The sequence below is a fragment of the Pseudomonas sp. 2835 genome (assembly GCF_050435905.1).
In the GTDB taxonomy this organism is placed as follows: domain Bacteria; phylum Pseudomonadota; class Gammaproteobacteria; order Pseudomonadales; family Pseudomonadaceae; genus Aquipseudomonas.
The window spans coordinates 207,116-225,200 of sequence record NZ_JBNDLE010000007.1; the positions used below are offsets into that span (position 1 = coordinate 207,116).

Here is an 18,085-nt window from a genome sequence, read left to right on the forward strand (position 1 = left end):
CAGCCGCTCAAGGTTGCGGGGCGGCTGATGCGAGCAGTTCTTTCAAAATCGTCGCCGGATCGGCACGCCGTTGCTGGCGATAGTCCCCGACATGACGGACGAACAGGGTCGCGCGGCTGAGCAGGCTCTTGCCCAGCACCGGCTTGCGATTGAGCTCTTCCTTGACCCGCTGGAACTGCGCCTGGATCACCGCGTCGGTGTAGCGCGTGCCGGTGGCAAGGTTGTCGATGTAGATCGCCACGGCGCCGTCGAGGGCGCTACGGCCGTTGTTGATGGCAGCGGCAAACAGCTTGGCGCTGGTCTCGTCACCGGAGGCCTTGGCCTGCTGCTGGGTCTTTTGCAGGTTGGTCAGGCGAATGTTGTAGTTGTTGATTGTTTCGGCCACCAGCGCCGCCGACTGGATCAGGTTGCCGGCCGCCTCTTCGCGCTGCTGGGCGATCAGCGAGACGTTGCGCTTGAGCTCTTCGTTGACCAGGCCAAGCTCCGCTTGCAGGCGCGGGTCGACGCTGGCGGCGATGATGCTGTCCAGGCGCTTGGTGGGGTCCTGGGCGTCGTCGATGGCGTCGGTCAGCGCCGCCAGGCGGCCCTCTTTCTGCCATTGTTCGAACAGTTCTTCATAGCGCGAACGCGGCGCCGACAGGGCGCCGATGGCGACGCGAAAACCTGTGGTTTCGTTACTTTGCTCAGTACCATCGGCGCCGAACAGCGGGTACTCGCGGCGCATGCCGGTAAACAGCGTGCCCTCGCCTTCGAGGTAGTTGCCGCCCTTGACCACGAAGCCGCCATAGGCGCCCTGGCGACGCCCGGCATGCACCAACTGGAACGATTCCTGGACCATCTCTGCAGCGTTGCCGAGCACGTCGAACATGCCCAGCGGGTTGGGCAGCTTGGTGCCGATCGGGGTCAGGCGCGCAGCCTGGCCGGTGCCGCCGGCCACCTGGTTGAAAACCGCCCAATCGGCCAGCGGGCCGTCGCTTTCGCTGCCCTCGAGGCGGCGCGGGAACAGCCGGCCTTCCAGCTCCTGGCGGCTGACGGCGGAGCCGCCCCGGGCAGCGAACTCCCACTCGACTTCGGTGGGCAGGCGCACAAAACCGACACCGCCGTCTTCGGCCTTCTTGCCACGGCCACTGACCGGCAGCAAGTCACGATGGTTCTTCATCAACCAGGCGCTGTACACCGCGGAAAAACGCTCGGCTTCAAAGCGCGACAGTTTGACCTTGGGCAAGCGCCCGGCCATGCCGCTCGGTGCTTCACAGGCCGGCGCCGGTTCGCCGCTGGCCAGCGACTGGGCCTGGGCCATCACCTGGGCGTACTGGCGGGCGGTGACTTCGTATTTGCCGATGAAGTACATCATCGGCTTCAGCGGGCTGCCGGCATCGGTTTTCGGCAGGCTCGGGCTGATGCGCTTTCTCCAGTCGGCAGACAAGTCCTGGAGGCTGAACTGGCCGTTGATGAAGTCGCGACGATAACCGGAAATGAACGACTGCTTGTAGCCCGCCTCGCCTTCGCTGAAGGGGTAGCCGAGGTTCACCTCGCGGTCGTCCAGGCTGCCCTGGGCCAGCACGTAGACATGGCGGAAAACCATCTCGCCGTCGCACGGCAGCGGCAGGCTGATGTCGTCGGCCAACGGCTTGGGGTTGTCCAGTTTGTTGCTGGCAGGCTTGCTGTCGTCCTCGGCCTGGGCGCAGGAAACCAGGCTCAGGGCGGCGACGATCAGCGCCAGGGCGGGTAAGCGGCGGTCAAACATCTCGAATTCCTTCACAAGCGTCTATTCGTGCCACGCGCCAGCCCCCCAGGGCGGCAGCGGCCGCGCTGGCCAACAGCACAGCGAGCAAGGCAACGAGGTAATGCGACGGGAGCAGATGGCTGGCGTACTCGCCGGGCATCTGCATGAACAACTGGTTGAGGCCGCTTTCGGCCAGGGTGTATAGCGCCGCACCGATGACAGCGGCAAACACCCCGCTGTACAACGCCTGCAGCACGACAAATGCCAGCAAGGCGACGGTGCTGAAACCGAGCAGGCGCAACACCGACAGCTCGCGGCGCTTGCGCTCGACCGCCGCCAGGGCGCCGGCGCAGATCGCCGCGAACGCGCCTGCTACTGCCAGGGCGGCAATGATCCAGAACACCAGGGTCAGGTTGCGGCTCAGTGACTGCACCTGGGCAATCGCCGGAGCCTGGGTCGAGACCAGCAACTGGCGATCGGCAAAAAAGCGCCGCAGCGGCTCGACATCGGTGAGGTTGCGCGCGTACAGGCGGAAGGCCGGATAGACCCGTTGCGCCTCGCCAGCATGGGCCTCACCTTCCCAGTCAAAAGCAGCCACGGCACGGCCATCGCGGTAGTCTTCGGCGGCTTCCAGCAGCGCCAAAGGTGCGAACAATGCGTCACGTTCGAAGGCTTCCAGTGGCAGCACGGCCACGACCGTCAAGGGGGTGCGCTGGGCCTGGATCTGCCCGGCAAGCTGGCGGCTGAACGAAGCATCGAGCTGATCACCCGCCTGAGCGCCGAGCTTTTCCGCGGCCGTGCGGCTGAGGACGACCTGGTCGATTGCCTCAGGGACTTGCAACCCTTGCAGCAACGGGTCGTTGAGCGCAGTGGGGATCATCTCGACATTGACCACGACCTTGCGCGCAGCCAGCACCAGGTCGGCGGTTGCGGCAATCTGCCGGGTACGCGGCAAGGCGAAGGCGACGTCGTTACGCGCCGCCAGCTCAGCGACAAAGTCGGCACTGAAGCGACCGCCACCCAAGGGAATGATTTCCCGCACGGCCGGGTCGCGCTGCAAACGCTCGGTGAGGCTGCTGACCAGGCCGAATTTCAGACCGAACAGCACCAGCAACGGCGCAATCACCGCCACCAGCGCCAGCACGCTGCAAACGGACAGACGCGCGTCGCTGCGGTAGTCGCGCCAGGCCAGGCTTGCGATCAGCATCGGGCGCATTACGGCTGGCCCTCCAGCGTGGCGGTAACACCGCCGTCGGCATCCCGGCGACAGGTCATGCGCAACACCTGCAAGCCGGCATCACGGGCCAGCGCCTCGTCGTGGGTGGCGATCAGGCAGGTCACCTGCCGCGCGTGCGCCTGGCGCAGCAGCAGTTGCATCACCCGCTGGGCATTGAGCGGATCAAGGGCCGCGGTCGGCTCATCGGCCAGCAGCAGGTCTGGATTGTGCGCCAGGGCTCGGGCGCAGCTGACGCGCTGGCGCTGGCCGACCGACAGGGCGCTCGGTTGCTTGTCGAGCTGATCGTCAATCTCCAGTTGCTCGGCCAGGCGCTGCACGCTGCCGTCGTTGCCCAGCCCCAGCACCTGGCGCGGCAGGGCGATGTTGCTGCGCACATCGAGAAAGCCCAGCAAGCCGCCCGCCTGCAGTACATAGCCCAGGTGCCGGCGACGCAGGTGCGCCAGGTGGTCCTGGCGTTGTTCACGCCACAGCTGCTGAACGTCGTAGGTGTGCGAGTCGGTGCTGAACACAAAGCGCTCGGCCTGATCGGGCTGCAGCACCAAGGCCAGCAGGTCGAGCAAGGTGCTCTTGCCGCAGCCACTGGGGCCGACCAGCGCCAGCTGCTGACCGGCGCGCAGCTCCAGGCGCTCGATCTCCAGGCTGTAGCGCTGGGCGCCGAGGCCGCGGCTTTTGCGCAGCGCGTGCAGGCTGATCATCATGGCAGCGTCGACAATGGCACACGGTACAAGGCATCACCCGGCTCGGCGTTGCCGAAGCGCACCCAATTGGCCATGTCGTTGTGGAAGGTTTCGTACAGGCGGATCTTCGAATCGAGTTCGTCGATGAAGTCTTCCTGTTCGCCAACGCTGAGCGACAACCACAGGTCCTGGGTCATGCTCAGGGATTTGCTGCGGTACGGCAGGCCCTCCAGGTATTCGCCCAGCACGCCGCCTTCGGCGAGGTTGGCGCCCTTGCGCAGGGCGGCCGGGTCGCGGCTCATGTAGGCACTGGCGCTGGCGATTTCCTGGAAGAAATCCTTGGGCGAAGTGCGGGTCTTGCGCGCGGCATCGACGATCAGCTTCAGCGACTGCTGCAAGTCGTTGAGCTGCAGCTTGGTGAGCATCACGCACACTTGCAGGGTTGGCAGCGCCGGGTTGGTCAGGTCGCGGTCGGAGGTCCAGGCGCTGACCAGTTGCGGGGCCTGGCTGGCGCTCTTGCGGCCGAGAAAGTCCATGTGCATGGCATAGCCGATGGCGGCTGATTTATCCGCGACGCTTGGCGAGGCGGCCAGCAGCGGCGCCGGTTGTGTCGGGTTGCTGCGCACCTGATGAACCAGATCGGCAAAGCTCGAGCCGATCTCGCGTACGCGCTCGCCGAACTTGTGCACATCGCCACCGGGCACCGACACATACAGGTCGCCGATCTGCGGGTTGGCATCGGCCGTCAGTACCCGGTACTGCTGCTCGGCGTAGGCGTGGTTCTTCTTGCCGGCATCGGTACGCAGGTGCAGAGCGTAAATCTTGATCTGCTTGCTCAGGGCCGCCTGGCGCACTTCGGCTTCGTTCATCTGGGTGCTGCTGTAGCGGTCGTTCTTGCGCAGGGAGCCGGCATCGCTGACCAGCAGGATCAGGCGTCCGCCGTAGCCGGACCAGTCCATGCCGTCGACCGCCTGCATGATCCCGGCAAAGGCGTCTTCGTTGAACGAATGGCTGGAAACGTTGGTGGCTTTTACCTGCTCGGCCAGCTTCAGAAAGCGCTCGGGATCGCGGCCTTCATCGAGTGTTACCAGGGTCTTGGTCAGGTACTCCAGGGCCGGCGTGCGCGTGGTGTTGTTGCGAAAACCGACCAGGCCGAAGCTGACGTTGTCCAGCTCGCCACGGCGCGAAATCTGCCCGTGCAGCTCGTGCACTACCTGGCGTACCTGATCGATATAGGGCTGCATCGATACCGAGGTATCCACCACCAGCACCACGGCGGTACGGAAGGCGTCGCTTGAAGTGGCCATGCCTGCGGCTTTCGCTTCGCCGGCGGGCGCGCTGTTGCCCGGGTCGATGGAGGCGACGTTGAGCAGCTGCAGCGGCTGGCCGTTTTCGTCGAAGCTCTCGCGCGCCTCGAAGATCGGCATCAGGTAGAACTGGTCCTGCGGCACGGCGCTGGCGCCAGGCTCCAGGGCCATCACTTGCGGCACTTCGTCCGGGTTGTTCTGCGCCTTGAGCAGCTCGGCACGGGCGGCCGAGGTGTCGCCAAGCAGGCGTTCCAGCTCATCGGCCTGGCGCAGGAACATCACCGGCGCACGCCCCGAGCGTTCAGTGAACTTGAGCACCAGGCTCTGCTTCCAGTCGCTGACCTGGGCGGCCGGCAACCAACCGTCGCGGCGGCCATCGCTGGCGGTGCCGACCTCAAGCCAGGGGCTGCCATTAACGTCCTGGCGTTGGTAGACATAAAGCACGGTAAAGGCCGGCAAGGTATCGCTGGGCGTGGCACCCGGCTGCTTGACGACCTGCGCGCCCGGCCTGCTCAGCACACGCTGGAACAGGGTTTTCTTGCCGGCCATCAATAGGGGCCGGTCAGTGTCGTTGCTAGCGGTTGCGACGGTGGGCGCTACTGGCTCACGGGCTTGTACCGGCTGCGCCTCCACTACCTGTTCATCGCCACTCATGGCCCAGTAGCCAATCCCGCCCAGGCCCAGTGCGGCTGCAACAGCAACAGCGAGCAGCGCCAGTGCCGGACGCTTGCGCGCGGCTGCAGGTGCCGACGCCTTGGTGACGGCTTCTGGTTTCGGCGCTGGAGGCGGCTGTGGCGGCTCCACCACTACGGGCGTCACCGGCGGGGTGGTAATCGGCAGCGGCTGGATAAGGGTGTTTTCAGTATCTTGTGCTGGTAGCCGATCAAGCGCCGCCAGCAAGGTCTCGGCATCGGCAAAGCGCTCGGCCGGGTCCTTGGCCAGCAGGCCACGAAGGATTTCCTGATAGCGACCATGCTCGATCGGCAGCTCCGGCAACGGCTCGGTCAAATGCGCCAGGGCCGTCGACAGCGCGTCGTTGCCGCTGTAAGGCAGCTTGCCCACCAGCATCTCGAAGAACACCACGCCCAGGGCATAGAGGTCGGCGCGCCCGTCGATTTCCTGGCCGCGCGCCTGCTCCGGGCTCATGTAGCTGGGGGTGCCGACTGCAAAGCCGGCCTGGGTGAACTGGGTGCGGTCATCCAGTGACTTGGCGATGCCGAAATCCGACAGCACCGCCGTGCCATCGGCGCGAAAGAGAATGTTGGCCGGTTTCACATCCCGGTGCACCAGCCCCTGGGCATGGGCATAACCCAGCGCCGATGCGATCTGGCGGATGTACAGCAGGCCCTGCTCCGGCGTGACCCCGGCGGCGATCCGCTCCTTGAGCGTGCCGTTGGGCAAGTACTCCATGGCCATGTAGTACAACTCGCCGACATTGCCGATGTCGTGGATGGTCACCGTGTGCGGGTGCGACAGCCGCGCCAGGGTGCGGCCTTCACGCAAGAAGCGCTCGCAGAAGGTCGGGTCGGCAGCCAGCGCCGCGGCCATAACCTTCAAGGCCACCTTGCGCTCGAGCGAGCGCTGGGTGGCGAGGTAGACGGTAGCCATGGCGCCTTCGCCAATTTCACCGTCGATGTCGTATCCGGGGATCACTTTGTCCATGTGCTTGGTCTTCAACCGGCCTTGATGACGACGGCGGTAATGTTGTCGGGGGCGCCCCGGGTCAGGCCCAGGTGCACCAGGCTGCGGACCACCTGGTAGGGGTCGCTGTGGCCCAGCACTTCGCGAATTTCATGGTCTTCGGCGGTCTTGTTCAGACCATCGCTGCACAGCAGGTAGGTATCGCCAGGGAGGATTTGCAAGTGCACGGCCTCAAGCTCGAGCTCCGGCTCGACGCCAATCGCCCGGGTGACGATGTTGGCCCGCGGGTGCACCCGTGCCTCGGCCTCGCTAAGCAGGCCGCTGTCCTGCAGTTCCTGCACGTAGCTGTGATCGCGGGAAATGCCCTCCAGGCGCCCGTCGCGCAGGCGATACAGGCGGCTGTCACCGGCCCACAGGCAGATACCCTGGTCAGCGCGCACCGCCAGCAGCACCAGGGTGCTGCCCATCATCGCCACGCCACGCCGGGCGCTTTCTTCGCGCACTGCCGCATTGACCGCCGACAGCCGCTCGCGCAGCACCTGGGCGTAGTCATTGAGCGAAGGCGTGGCCGGCAACTGGCGCAAGGTATCGACGATCAGGCAGCTGACGTAGTCGCCCGCCGCATGCCCGCCCATGCCATCGGCAACCGCCCAAAGGCCTTCGCTGCCAAGGTCCAGGCAAGCGTCTTCATTGATGCTGCGCACCATGCCGACATGGCTGTAGCTGGCTGCGGTGTAATGCAAAGCCGTCATCTAGCGCGCCGCCTCACTACCCAAAAGAAAACTGGCGAAATCCTCGCTGCGCGGCAAGCCGGCACAGCGCAACAATCCCGCCTCGATATGCTCCGAGCCGCGCCCCCACCACAGGCTCATGCCGGCGCAGGCGCTTTCGGCCAGGACTGCGTTGCGAGCCTGCGGGGTAATCACCGCAAAGCGTTGCAGCCCACCCATGGCCGGGCTCGAAACAGCATCGACACGAGCGGCCTCGAAGCCCTTTAGTGCTGCATCGAACGCCTCGAAACCAGCCTGCGGTTCCAGGGTTGCCAACAGCTGCGCCTCGCAATGCTCGAACCAGTCATCCGGGCCACCGACCACTGCCGCCAGCGACTCATCCGACGCCAGAACCTGGGCCAGGGTAAGAGGGAAATAGCGCCCTACCCGGTCGATACTGGGCATCAGCACGCCCACGACAGCCTCTGGCCCGCACACCCCCGCCGCCAGGGCGAAGCGCCACAAGGGGCTGACCAGATAGGCCGGCAACCAGCGCTCGGCCAGCTGCTGCTGGCTGGCCACAAGCCCCGCCGCCAGCCACTGGTCCCAAGGCTGGATAAAGCTCCGCGGCAGGCCGCGGCTGACGAAGTCGCCGCGGCTGGCCAACTTGCCGTAAAAACCAACGCCCGCCATCACAACCGCTCCGGCAGGCTGAAGCCGCTGAGCACACGGCTCTTGAAGGGGTTGAACGCACTGTTGGCGCGCAGCTCGTACGACACGCTGGCGCCATCGACACGCAGGCGCAGGCTGAAGCGATCCGGGCCGTTGCCGGCCACCAGGTCAGATTGATCGAGCAAGCGGAACCAGGCCCACGGCCCTTCCACGGTCAGGCCGGAACGGCCGCTGGCCGACGGTGGCATGATCGACAGGCGTACCACGCCGATACTGTTGGGGTTCGGCCACTGCATCGCTACCGGGCGGCTCGGGCCGTGGTCGTAGCTGATCTGCTGGCCGTCGAGGTCGAGCAAAAACTGGGTGATCGAGGCGTCCATGGCCACCGGCTTGAGTTCAAAACGTACGGTCGGCTGCATGCCGCCGGAGCGGAAGAACGCATCGCGAATCGCCGCCGAACGCTGAAAGGTGTGCAGCACGCCAGGGCCGATGCCGAGCTTTTGCGCCGCACCCGGCTGCCAGCGCCAAGGGTTGGCCGAGGTATCGACATAAGGCTGCAGGTACTTGCGAAAGTAACTGTCCATCACCCCGCCGACGCCGAAGAACTGGCCGAAATCGTCCAGCGTGGCATCCCGCGAGCTGCCCGCTGCCAGCGGATAACGGCCGCTCAGCGACTGGCGATAAACGTTGACCACTTCGCTGGTCCAGGCGGCGTTCAGTTGATTGCGCACCCCGCCCATCATGGTGTTGGTGGTCGAGTTGACCACCGATTTGACCAGGCCCTGGACCATCGGCGGCTGACGCTGCGCGGTAAGGCTGACGCGGTTGGCGGCGGCAGTGGCCTGGTTCTTGGCCTCGCCGAGCAAGGCGTCGCCACTGGCACCGACCATGGCACTGACCTGCACGTACAAGGCGTTCATGTCGGTGAGCAGGCCGTCGATGGCCGCCGGCTCGCCCTCGCCCTTGCTGACCAGGCTGGCCAGGTCGGCAAAGTGCGCGGTGACCGGGTCTTGGCTTTGCTGCGCCTGGCGGGTATCGGCCGGTGCATCCTGGCCCAACAGATTACCCAGGCGCTGCTTGAGCTGGTCGACTCCGGCCTCGCTGGCTTTGGCCTGGGCCGCGGCAAGCGGATCCTGCTGTTGCAGGTTGGTTTCCTTGGCCACCGCGGCCAGCAGTTTTTTCAGCGGCGAAGTCGGCCCGGAAATCACCCGCAGAACATCAGCGGCCTGGGCCACGCTGGTGATCGGCACGAAGTCGATATCGGCCAGCAGCGCGTCCCAATGGCGGATATAGTCGGCGAAATACAGGCGCCGCACATCGGCGGCGAGGCTGCTGACATCGCCCTCATCGGCTTGCTCGCGGCCCAGCACCCAGCGCTCTTCGGCCAGGGTATTGCTGTGCTGCAGGCTGGTGGCGAGAAATGCCTTGCGATAGCCCTCGACGGTAAACAGCCCGCTCAAGGGTTCACCCAAGGGCTTGCCGCTCTTGCGGCTGAACACCAGTGCGGCATCGCGGCCGGCGGCTTCGCTCAGGCGAAAATCGCTGACGCCCTCGGGCAATTGCTGGCGCTTGACCCGGTCATAGACGCGCTGGGCTACCGGCAATTGCTGCAACTGGCGGCGCAGGTCTTCGATCAGGTTGGCATCCAGGCGCGCATTTGGCGGACGCTTTTCGAACAGCGCCTGCAGGTGCTCGCCCAGCGCAGCACGCTGCTCCGGGGCCAGGTCGCGAGGCAGGCTCTGCTCCCAGTCGAGGCTGACCCAGGCCTTGATGAAGTCAGGGTCGTAATGCTCGCCATCCGCCAGCATCAGGTAGGCCTTGAGGCCTTCGTAGAGGAAGTCCGAACCACCGCCGCTGTGCAGCTGTTCTTCGATACGCGTGACCAGGCGCGGGGCGAACACGGCAATCAGCAACTTGCGGTAGACGCTGGCCGACTCCGCTTCGAGCATGTCGCCCTGGTACAGACCCAGGCCTTCGGCCCAGCTGGGCGGATCATCGGCCAGATGGCGCACGGCATTGAGCAGTGGCAGCACCGCCAGCACGTCGCGCTGGGCCGGGCTCAGGGTTTGCAGGGTTTGCCCCAACGGCTGGAGCTTGTCCTCGACCTGGGCAATGTAGGCCTGGTTGGCGCGATAGCTCAGCGCCCACAAGCTACCGACCAGCAGCACCAGGGCGACGCTCGCGGCCAGCGCAGCGCGGGCCAGCCATTTGCGCCGGCGCTCGACCTTGGGGTTGACCCCGACCAGGCCGCGCTCGGCAAAGGCCACGGCGCTGAACAGTTTTTCGATGAAGTAGCTGCGGCCAGTGCCGCTCTGGCGCGCCAGGTGCTGACGGTCCAGGCCCATGCTCTGGGCCATGGCACCGATCAGGCGGTCGATCGGGCTGCCTTCCTGGGTGCCACTGGTGAAGTACACGCCGCGCAACAGGGCGCGCTCTTCATAGGCATTGGGCTTGAACACACCGTCGAGAAAACTCTGCAGGTTCGAACGCAAGGCGGCGAACTGCTGGACGAAGCCATAGACCAGGTCGCGCCGCGCCGGGTCGCGCTCTTGCTGCAGGCGCTCGACCAGCCGCTCGTTGAGGCGTTGCTCAAGGCCGGCGAACTCACTCTGGAACTGCGCCAGCGGCCCTTCAGCCGACTTGTCGTCATCCAGGGCAAAGGTCATGCCCCACACCTGCGCGCGCTCTTCCTTGCTCAGGGTGTCGAAGAACTCCATGAAGCCCGGCACCAGGTCGAGCTTGGTCAGCATCAGGTAGATCGGAAAACGCACGCCCAGCTGGCTGTACAGCTCCTGGATGCGCGAGCGGATGGCCGCCGCATGGGCAGCACGTTCCGCGTCGCTGCCCAACAGCAAGTCGGACAGGCTGATGGCAATGAAGGCGCCATCGATCGGTCGGCGCGCGCGCTGCTTTTTCAGCAGGTCGAGAAAGCCCAGCCAGGCCGCCTTGTCGACCTGGGCGTGGCTGTCCTGGGTGGTGTAGCGTCCGGCGGTGTCGAGCAACACCGCCTGGTCAGTAAACCACCAGTCGCAGTTGCGCGTGCCGCCCACGCCGCGAATCGCCCCGGCGCCAAGCTGCGCCGCCAGCGGAAAGTGCAGGCCGGAATTGACCAGCGCCGTGGTCTTGCCCGAGCCCGGCGGGCCGATGATCACGTACCACGGCAGCTCATACAGGTTGCGCCGCTCATCACCACCGAGGCGGGCCTTTTTCAGCAACGCCAGGGCCTCATCCATGCGCTGGCGCAGGGTTGCCAGCTCTTCGGCGGTGGCCACGCTGGCAGGGTCAGGCGCTGTTTCAGCAGCCAGGCTGCGCATGACTTCTGCCGCCTGGCGCCGAGCCTCGATGATGCGCCACAGGCGATAGCCGATCCACAGCGCAAACAGCAGGGCAATCAGCGCCCAGCGCCGCCCTGCCGGGATCAGCATGTTCCATAGCGGCCCGACGAACCAGATGATCAGGCTCAGGGCGATCAGCCCCAGCAGCGGAATGACCCAGCGAATGACAAATCCGAAAAACGCCTTCACTCGACCCCCTCCGCCAATACAGTAATTTCAACCCGGCGGTTCTTTGCCCGGCCCTCGGCCGTGTTGTTCGGTGCCAGTGGTTCGGTGTCGCTCAGGCCTTGCGCGGTAAAGCGCGCAGGCTGCCCGGTCTTGGCCGCGAGAATCTGCTGGACCTGCTCGGCGCGGGCCTGGGACAGCGCCCAGTTGGATGGGAAGCGCAAGGTCGCGATCGGCCGATTGTCACTGTGGCCGGTGATGCGCACCTGGCCTTTGACCTGGCCGATGGCGTCGGCAATGCGCAGCATCAGTGGCTGCAGGCTGTCGTTAATACTTGTGCTGGCCGAGGCGAACAGCTCGTCGCCACGAATGGTCACCACCGAGCGGTCGACGGCGTCTTCGACGCTGACCCGCCCGGCCTTGATATCGCTGGCCAGAAAACCCGCCAAACGTGGGCGTTCCACCGGCTTGGGCTGGGTCACCGGACGGTCGATGGCCTGCACCGGGATTTCGCCCAGGGCATGAATGTTCTTGAACACCGGCTCCGCGTCGGCGGCGAGCATCATGCGCAGGGCAAACAGCAAGGCCAGCAGCAACGCCAGGGCAATGGCCAGGCCCACCCAGGGCGGCATGAACTGCGACAGCCGATCCCGGCTGACGCTGAGCCCGCGCCAGTGCGGCGACAGTTCGCGCTCGAACTCGCCTCGGGCGCTGCGGATGGCGGCGGCAGTGCGTTCGCGCAAGGCTTCGAGCTGGGCGCGGCCACCGTTGATGACCCGGTAGCGGCCTTCGAAGCCCAGGCACATGCACAGGTACAGCAACTCCAGCAGGTACAGACGTTCGCGCGGGCTCTGCAAACAGTGCTCCAGCAGCTGGAAGACCTTCTCGCCACCCCAGGCTTCGTTGTGCACAGTGATCAGCAGGCTCTGCTTGCCCCAGTCACTGCTGCTGCCCCAGGGCGTACTGAGTACCGCTTCATCGAGTGCAGTGCACAGCGCGTAGCGGGCCAGCATGACTTCGTTGCGGGCTACCCCGGCGGCTTCGGCGCGCTCTTCGAACTGACGCAGATAGGCCAGCAACTGCGCACGCAGGCTGGCCGGGGCCGGATGGGCGATGGTGCTGCGCAAGCGGGTCAGCAAGGCCAACAAGGGCCCGGCGGCGCTTTCCAGCGGATTGAGGCCCAGCGCCTGGCCAGCGGGCAGCGGCTGCGCCGGCATCGACGGCGCCGCCGCAGGCTCCGGCGTACCGGCCTGGGGGCCACGGCCACCGGGGCGTGGCATGAACTGGGTGCGGTCGTTGGCCGGTGGCGCCGACGGGTCGTTAGGCTGCATCGCGGCTTATCCTCGAATGGCCCAGAAGGCCAGGTTCAGCCCCGGGAACTCGCCGGCGACGTAGAAGGCAAAGCCGCCGGCGTTCTGCAGTTGCTGCCAGTGCTCGCTGCCGCGGTCGAGCTCGTAGTAGGTGGAGCCGGCATGGAACGGGATCTGCCGTGGTGCCACCGGCAGCGGCAACAGGCCGATGCCCGGCAGTTGCAGGTTGACCAGGTCACGGATGTGCTCGACCGCGCCGATCTTGCTCTGCTGGGCGAAGCGCCCGCGCAGGGTTTCGCTCGGCACATCGGCACGCACCACGAGGATGAAGCTGGCGTTGTCGAGCAGGCTGCGATCAGCAAGCATGGCGACGTGGATGCCATAGGCTTTCTCGACAATCGGGATCGGCGTGGCCTTGCTGTCGATCAGCATCGACAGGGCTTCGCGCAGTGCCTGCATGACCGGGGTGAAGCTCGCCGCCAGGTCGTCATGCTGGTACACCGGGAACTCGGCCGGGCGGCGGTTGCTGGCACAGAAGGTGGCAAACTCGCCGGCCAGGCTGACCAGTTCGCTGTACAGCCGCTCCGGGTGCAGCGGGCTCAACTGGCTCAGGTGCTCGACCAGCGGTTGGGCGCGATTGACCAGTTGCAGGAGCATGAAATCAGCAATCTCCGAAGCGCCACCCGCACCGGAGGCCACCACCCGCCCGGCCAGTGCTTCGCCGCGTTGGTGCAGCAAGCCCAGCAGTTCGCTGCGAAATGCCGACAGGCTCTTGCTCGCCGATACATCCAGCACCGGTGCGATATAGCTGTCGTCCAGCACCAGGGCGCGGTCGGCACGCTTCTCCTTGATGCGTACCAGGCCCAGCGCGGCATAGTCGCTCAGGCCTTCTTCGGCAGTGATCAGGCGCAGCGCACGGGAGCCAAGGGCGACCGGCGCGCGGTTCTCGAATGGCGCGTTGTCGTCGCGCACTTCCGCCACCCGGCTGACGTAGCGCGCGCCACCCGGTGCTTCGCCTTCGTCCACGGTGTCGCGGGCACCGGCGCGCTTGAGCGGCAAGGCCAGGTACACCAGGCCATCACGCAGGTTGTCGTCGATGTTCAGCGGGCTGGGGGCCAGGTCATCGTGGGGGATGTTGAACGGCGTGCCATCGGGCAGCAGCCCTCGGGCAGAAACGATAGCCAGCTTGCCCTGGGCCAGCAGGCCCTGGTCGACCAACAGCTCCGAGAAGCCCCAGGCACCCGCCGACAGCGGCCGGCTACGGGCATCGATGAGGTTCTCGAGATAACGGTCATGCTGCTGAAAGTGCTGGGTTCCGAGGAACATGCCTTCCGACCAGACCACACGATTGTTCCAGGACATGGCTTCTCCGATCGCCTATTGGGCGGTGCTGGTTGGGGAGGTATGGGCAGCGCTGCGCACAGCGCGAACATCGAGGCTGATCTGGTAATCCAGCGGCGGCACTGGAAGCAGGCTGCGCCATTGCGCCTGGTCGATTTCACGGTAGCCAACCACCAGGCCGATCTGCCGCGTCAACGGATTCAACGGCCGGTCAATGCGCACTTGCTCACCGGGCTGCACCAGCACTTCATCCTGATCGACCAGGTCGGCGCCCAGGGTCGCCGGGCCGCGCTCGGCCAGGGCAAAATAATCGGCGCGGCTGAAGCTTGCGCTGTTCTTCAGTTCAAGTATGCGCACGCGAACAGGCGCGGCCTGGCCGTTGGCGCCCGGGTTGAGCCCGGCGGCGGCACTGAAATACAAGGTGACGCTGGTAGGCCCTGCCACTTCGGGCTGAGCCGGTGCTGCGACTTCATCCTTGCTACAACCACTGAGCAGCAGTGTGGTTACCGCTGCCATCAGCATTGTTCGAATCATCCTGCGTCCTCAATGACGTGGCACTTTCCGTTTGTTTCAGGAGCGCTGCAGACGCGCGCTGTGCTCCTCGTAGGCGCGACTGAATTCGCGCCCGAACAGGTCCTGGAAGTCGTCTTCGGCTTCCCGGGAAATCTTGCTGTACAGCTCGGTGAACTGCTGCCAGTACTGCGCCTGGCGCGAACCTGCGAACAGCTTGGACAGGCCTGCAGGCTCGCCGAGCCGCGCCTCCAGCTGCGCTGGCTCAAAGCGCCCGAGCAGGTGCTTGATCGCCGCTTCAACGCCCGCCATCACTGCCAGCTGATGCGCGCGCAAGTCGTCGAAACTGTCGCGTACCGCCTGATCCGGCGCCATGAACGCGTGGTTGCCATGGCGCAGCAGCAACAGCAGCGCTTCATCGGCATTGGGCGCGAACTTGAGCGGGTTGTTTTCCGCCGGGCGGATCATCGTCTGTTGCATGCGAAACTCGCCCTTGAGGCTGCTGCGCGCACGCAATACATCGATAAGGCCCTCGACCATCAAGCGATAGCTGCGGCCAAGGGCCTCCATCTGCGCCTCGACCTGGGCGCTGTCGATACGCAGATGTTCAAGGCCCGCACCGCGCAGGAATGCCTGGGCCAGCGCACTGGCGTCGCCAGCCTGTACCGGGGCCTCGACGGCAGGAGCAGGCGAGGATGCAGGCGCCGGCATGGCTGTTTGCGCAGGTGCAGCGACTGGCGCGGGCGCCGGGGGCACAGGTTCGGCAAACAGGTCCCAGTCTTCGGGAATGACCCCGGGGCTTGCCGAAGCCGGGGCAGGCATAGGCGCAGAGGGAACGGGCGTGGGTGGACGGAAATCATGCTGCTGGGCAGGTACATGATCGGGCAGGGTCACCGGCGCAATGCTGGCCGGGGCGAGAAAGTCGAACAGGTCCGGCAAGGTGGCATTGCTTGATGCGCCCTGAATCAACGCAGGCGCGGCAGGGCTTGGGGCTACCGGAGTGCTGTCGGCCTGATTGGCCATCAAGGCTTCGAAGCTGTTGGAGGCGTCAGCAGCGTACGGGTTGCCATCGGCCATTTTAAAGCTTGAATCGATCCGCGCCTGAATCTCGTACTCGCCGATACGGATGACTTCGCCGTCCATCAAGGGTTCGCTGTTACCGCGACGCAAGCGAATACCGGCGTGAATTAATTCGACACCATTAGTGCTGTTATCGGTCAGGTAATAGCGGCCGTCTTTATATTGAATAACACAATGTTGCGAAGAAACCAGACGTTCCGGATCGGGCAATACCCAGTCATTACCGGGGCCGCGACCAATACTGATGGCGCCTGACTCGATGAACTTTTCAGGACATTGGCCAGGGGTAATCTTGTGATAACTGGTAATAGTAAGACTCAGCGACATCACGCCTCCTTAGCAACATCCCGAATCGCCTGGTGGGCCGCTGGAGGCCTGCTGCACCTAGTACGATTCGCTTCCAATCCCTGAAAAAGTCTACTGAATGTCCGAACTTAGGCCACTTTTCGCTGACCTTGGCCAGTTTCAAATGGCATCCACCGCTACCCTGACCAACAAGTCAATAAACCTGTAGGGCCCAGTATGCAGGTCACGGTGGGCCGCTAGCTTACCTTGACAGCCAATTGGAAATAAACCAAAAATGCGCAACTTGCTGAACAGGCGTGATATCACTTTGATATCAACTAAGGACAACTCAGCAAATTATGTGCGCTACGTCACAAAACCAACTAGCACACATTAGCCACCCCACCACGGGACGATACGGAGATCGATATCTGGTGAACTCAGCGCATTTGCTCGTTGCCGTTTCGGAGAACTTCCCTTGCGGCGACGACCTTGAATACGACCCGGACTTCCTGCAATTGGAGCGTGATGCCCAAGGCAAGCCCGAGCGTGTCATGGGGGATGCCATCCAGCCTGCCGAGCCTCCGCAATGGCGGCAGATCGAGCAGTCATGTACCACTCTGCTGCATCGCAGCAAAGACCTTCGCGTCACTCATTTCCTGTTGCAAAGTGCCCTCGCCCTGCACGGCATTCCCGGCCTGGCCAGCACTCTGCAACTGATCAACGAGCTGTTGCGCCAATACTGGCCACAGATACATCCGCAGCTCGACGCCGATGACGACAACGACCCGACGGTGCGCATCAACGCCCTCGCCGGTCTGGTCTGCGAGACCAACATCGCCCTGCTGCGCGAAAGCCTGCTGACCCGCTCCCGCGCCTTCGGCCCGGTCAGCCTGCGCGCGGCCCTGCACGCCAGCGGTTTGCAGCACTTTGCCAGCGAGACGCTCAACGCCGACGAGCTCGGCGGTGCCCTGCGCGACAGCGATAGCGAGCAGCTGCAGGCCATCCGCGAGGCGCTACAGCAAGCCCGTGAGGCCGCCGAGGCAATCGAGCAGTACGTCAACGAGCAGGTCGGATCGGCCAGCGGAGTTGATCTGAGCGCGCTCAAGCAGCCGCTGCGCCAGGCTGCACAGATTCTTGCCGAACATGCACCGGTAGCCGAGCAAGCCGCCAACGACACTGGCGAAACCAGCAGCGCCGCCAACAGTTCGACGCCGATTGCCGAGGCCGCCCCTGCGCCCGCCGTCGCTCGCGCTTCGGCCGATATCGCCAGCCGCGACGAAGTGCTGCGCAACCTTGACCGAATTCTCAATTATTACGCCCGCCACGAGCCTTCGAGCCCGTTGCCGGTGCTGCTCAACCGCGCGAAAAATCTGGTCAACGCCGATTTTGCCGCGATCGTCCGCGACTTGATCCCCGACGGGCTGTCGCAGTTCGAAACCCTGCGCGGACCTGAGGCTGACTGAGGCCTGCGGGCCAGACCCAACGCACTTACGCAACACCGTTACCGGCAACGATCGATGACGCCAATACCGTCGCACCTGCGACCAGGAGGAACAACGTGGCGAACCCCAGTTCTCAGAAATTCATTGCGCGCAATCGCGCGCCGCGGGTGCAGATCGAGTATGACGTCGAACTCTACGGCGCCGAAAAGAAGGTCCAGCTGCCATTCGTCATGGGCGTCATGGCCGACCTCGCGGGCAAGCCTGCCGAGCCGCTGGCCCCGGTCGCCGACCGCAAGTTCCTGGAAATCGACGTCGACAACTTCGACTCGCGCCTCAAGGCCATGCAGCCACGGGTGGCGTTCCATGTACCCAACGAGCTGACCGGCGAAGGCAACCTGAGCCTGGATATCACCTTCGAGAGCATGGACGACTTCAGCCCTGCCGCCGTAGCGCGCAAGGTCGATTCGCTGAACCAGTTGCTCGAAGCGCGGACCCAGCTGGCCAACCTGCTGACCTACATGGACGGCAAGACCGGCGCCGAAGAAATCATCATGAAAGCCATCAAGGATCCGGCCCTGCTCCAGGCCTTGGCCAGCGCGCCAAAGCCCCAGGACTCCGAGCCGAACGCTTAATCAGGACAAAGC

Annotated in this window: 13 protein-coding genes; 2 read left to right on the forward strand and 11 right to left on the reverse strand. The window is 64.9% G+C overall.

Annotated elements, in window-relative coordinates; genetic code table 11:
* Nucleotides 1-7: 7 nt before the first annotated feature.
* Genes ABIE20_RS12840 through tagH form a run of 11 tightly spaced genes read right to left on the reverse strand, consistent with a single transcriptional unit; the run spans nucleotide 8 to nucleotide 16,038 of the window.
* A complete protein-coding gene (locus ABIE20_RS12840; RefSeq protein WP_429505407.1) occupies nucleotides 8-1,747 on the reverse strand; it encodes a formylglycine-generating enzyme family protein in 1,740 nt (579 codons plus the stop codon).
* Nucleotides 1,740-2,942 carry an FtsX-like permease family protein gene (locus ABIE20_RS12845; protein WP_429505408.1) on the reverse strand — a complete coding sequence of 401 codons (1,203 nt, stop codon included), beginning with the start codon at nucleotides 2,940-2,942 and terminating at the stop codon, nucleotides 1,740-1,742. The genes ABIE20_RS12840 and ABIE20_RS12845 overlap by 8 nt, the downstream gene beginning before the upstream one ends.
* The gene (locus tag ABIE20_RS12850) at nucleotides 2,942-3,658 is read right to left on the reverse strand and encodes an ABC transporter ATP-binding protein (RefSeq protein WP_429505494.1); all 717 of its coding nucleotides are present in this window, start codon (nucleotides 3,656-3,658) and stop codon (nucleotides 2,942-2,944) included. Before ABIE20_RS12850 ends, ABIE20_RS12845 begins: the two co-directional genes overlap by 1 nt.
* A complete protein-coding gene (locus tag ABIE20_RS12855; protein ID WP_429505409.1) occupies nucleotides 3,658-6,609 on the reverse strand; it encodes a serine/threonine-protein kinase in 2,952 nt (983 codons plus the stop codon). The genes ABIE20_RS12850 and ABIE20_RS12855 overlap by 1 nt, the downstream gene beginning before the upstream one ends.
* Nucleotides 6,610-6,620: 11 nt before the next feature.
* A complete protein-coding gene (locus tag ABIE20_RS12860) occupies nucleotides 6,621-7,340 on the reverse strand; it encodes a PP2C family protein-serine/threonine phosphatase (RefSeq protein ID WP_429505410.1) in 720 nt (239 codons plus the stop codon).
* Nucleotides 7,341-7,991, reverse strand: a complete 651-nt coding sequence (gene tagF, locus ABIE20_RS12865; RefSeq protein WP_429505411.1) for a type VI secretion system-associated protein TagF — start codon at nucleotides 7,989-7,991, stop codon at nucleotides 7,341-7,343.
* The gene (tssM, locus tag ABIE20_RS12870; RefSeq protein ID WP_429505412.1) at nucleotides 7,991-11,494 is read right to left on the reverse strand and encodes a type VI secretion system membrane subunit TssM; all 3,504 of its coding nucleotides are present in this window, start codon (nucleotides 11,492-11,494) and stop codon (nucleotides 7,991-7,993) included. The genes tagF and tssM overlap by 1 nt, the downstream gene beginning before the upstream one ends.
* The gene (locus ABIE20_RS12875) at nucleotides 11,491-12,801 is read right to left on the reverse strand and encodes a DotU family type VI secretion system protein (protein ID WP_429505413.1); all 1,311 of its coding nucleotides are present in this window, start codon (nucleotides 12,799-12,801) and stop codon (nucleotides 11,491-11,493) included. Before ABIE20_RS12875 ends, tssM begins: the two co-directional genes overlap by 4 nt.
* 6 nt (nucleotides 12,802-12,807) lie before the next feature.
* Nucleotides 12,808-14,142, reverse strand: coding sequence for a type VI secretion system baseplate subunit TssK (tssK, locus tag ABIE20_RS12880; protein WP_429505414.1), 1,335 nt, complete (start codon nucleotides 14,140-14,142; stop codon nucleotides 12,808-12,810).
* A gap of 15 nt (nucleotides 14,143-14,157) precedes the next feature.
* Entirely contained in the window at nucleotides 14,158-14,655 is a 498-nt protein-coding gene (gene tssJ, locus ABIE20_RS12885; RefSeq protein WP_429505415.1) for a type VI secretion system lipoprotein TssJ, read from the reverse strand.
* A gap of 36 nt (nucleotides 14,656-14,691) precedes the next feature.
* Nucleotides 14,692-16,038, reverse strand: a complete 1,347-nt coding sequence (gene tagH / locus ABIE20_RS12890) for a type VI secretion system-associated FHA domain protein TagH (protein WP_429505416.1) — start codon at nucleotides 16,036-16,038, stop codon at nucleotides 14,692-14,694.
* Between the two features lie 392 nt (nucleotides 16,039-16,430).
* Between tagH and tssA the strand changes: the two genes are divergently transcribed.
* Nucleotides 16,431-17,462 (forward strand): type VI secretion system protein TssA, encoded by a 1,032-nt coding sequence (gene tssA, locus ABIE20_RS12895; protein WP_429505417.1) that lies wholly within the window; start codon nucleotides 16,431-16,433, stop codon nucleotides 17,460-17,462.
* A gap of 95 nt (nucleotides 17,463-17,557) precedes the next feature.
* Entirely contained in the window at nucleotides 17,558-18,073 is a 516-nt protein-coding gene (gene tssB / locus ABIE20_RS12900) for a type VI secretion system contractile sheath small subunit (protein ID WP_429505418.1), read from the forward strand.
* Nucleotides 18,074-18,085: the final 12 nt, after the last annotated feature.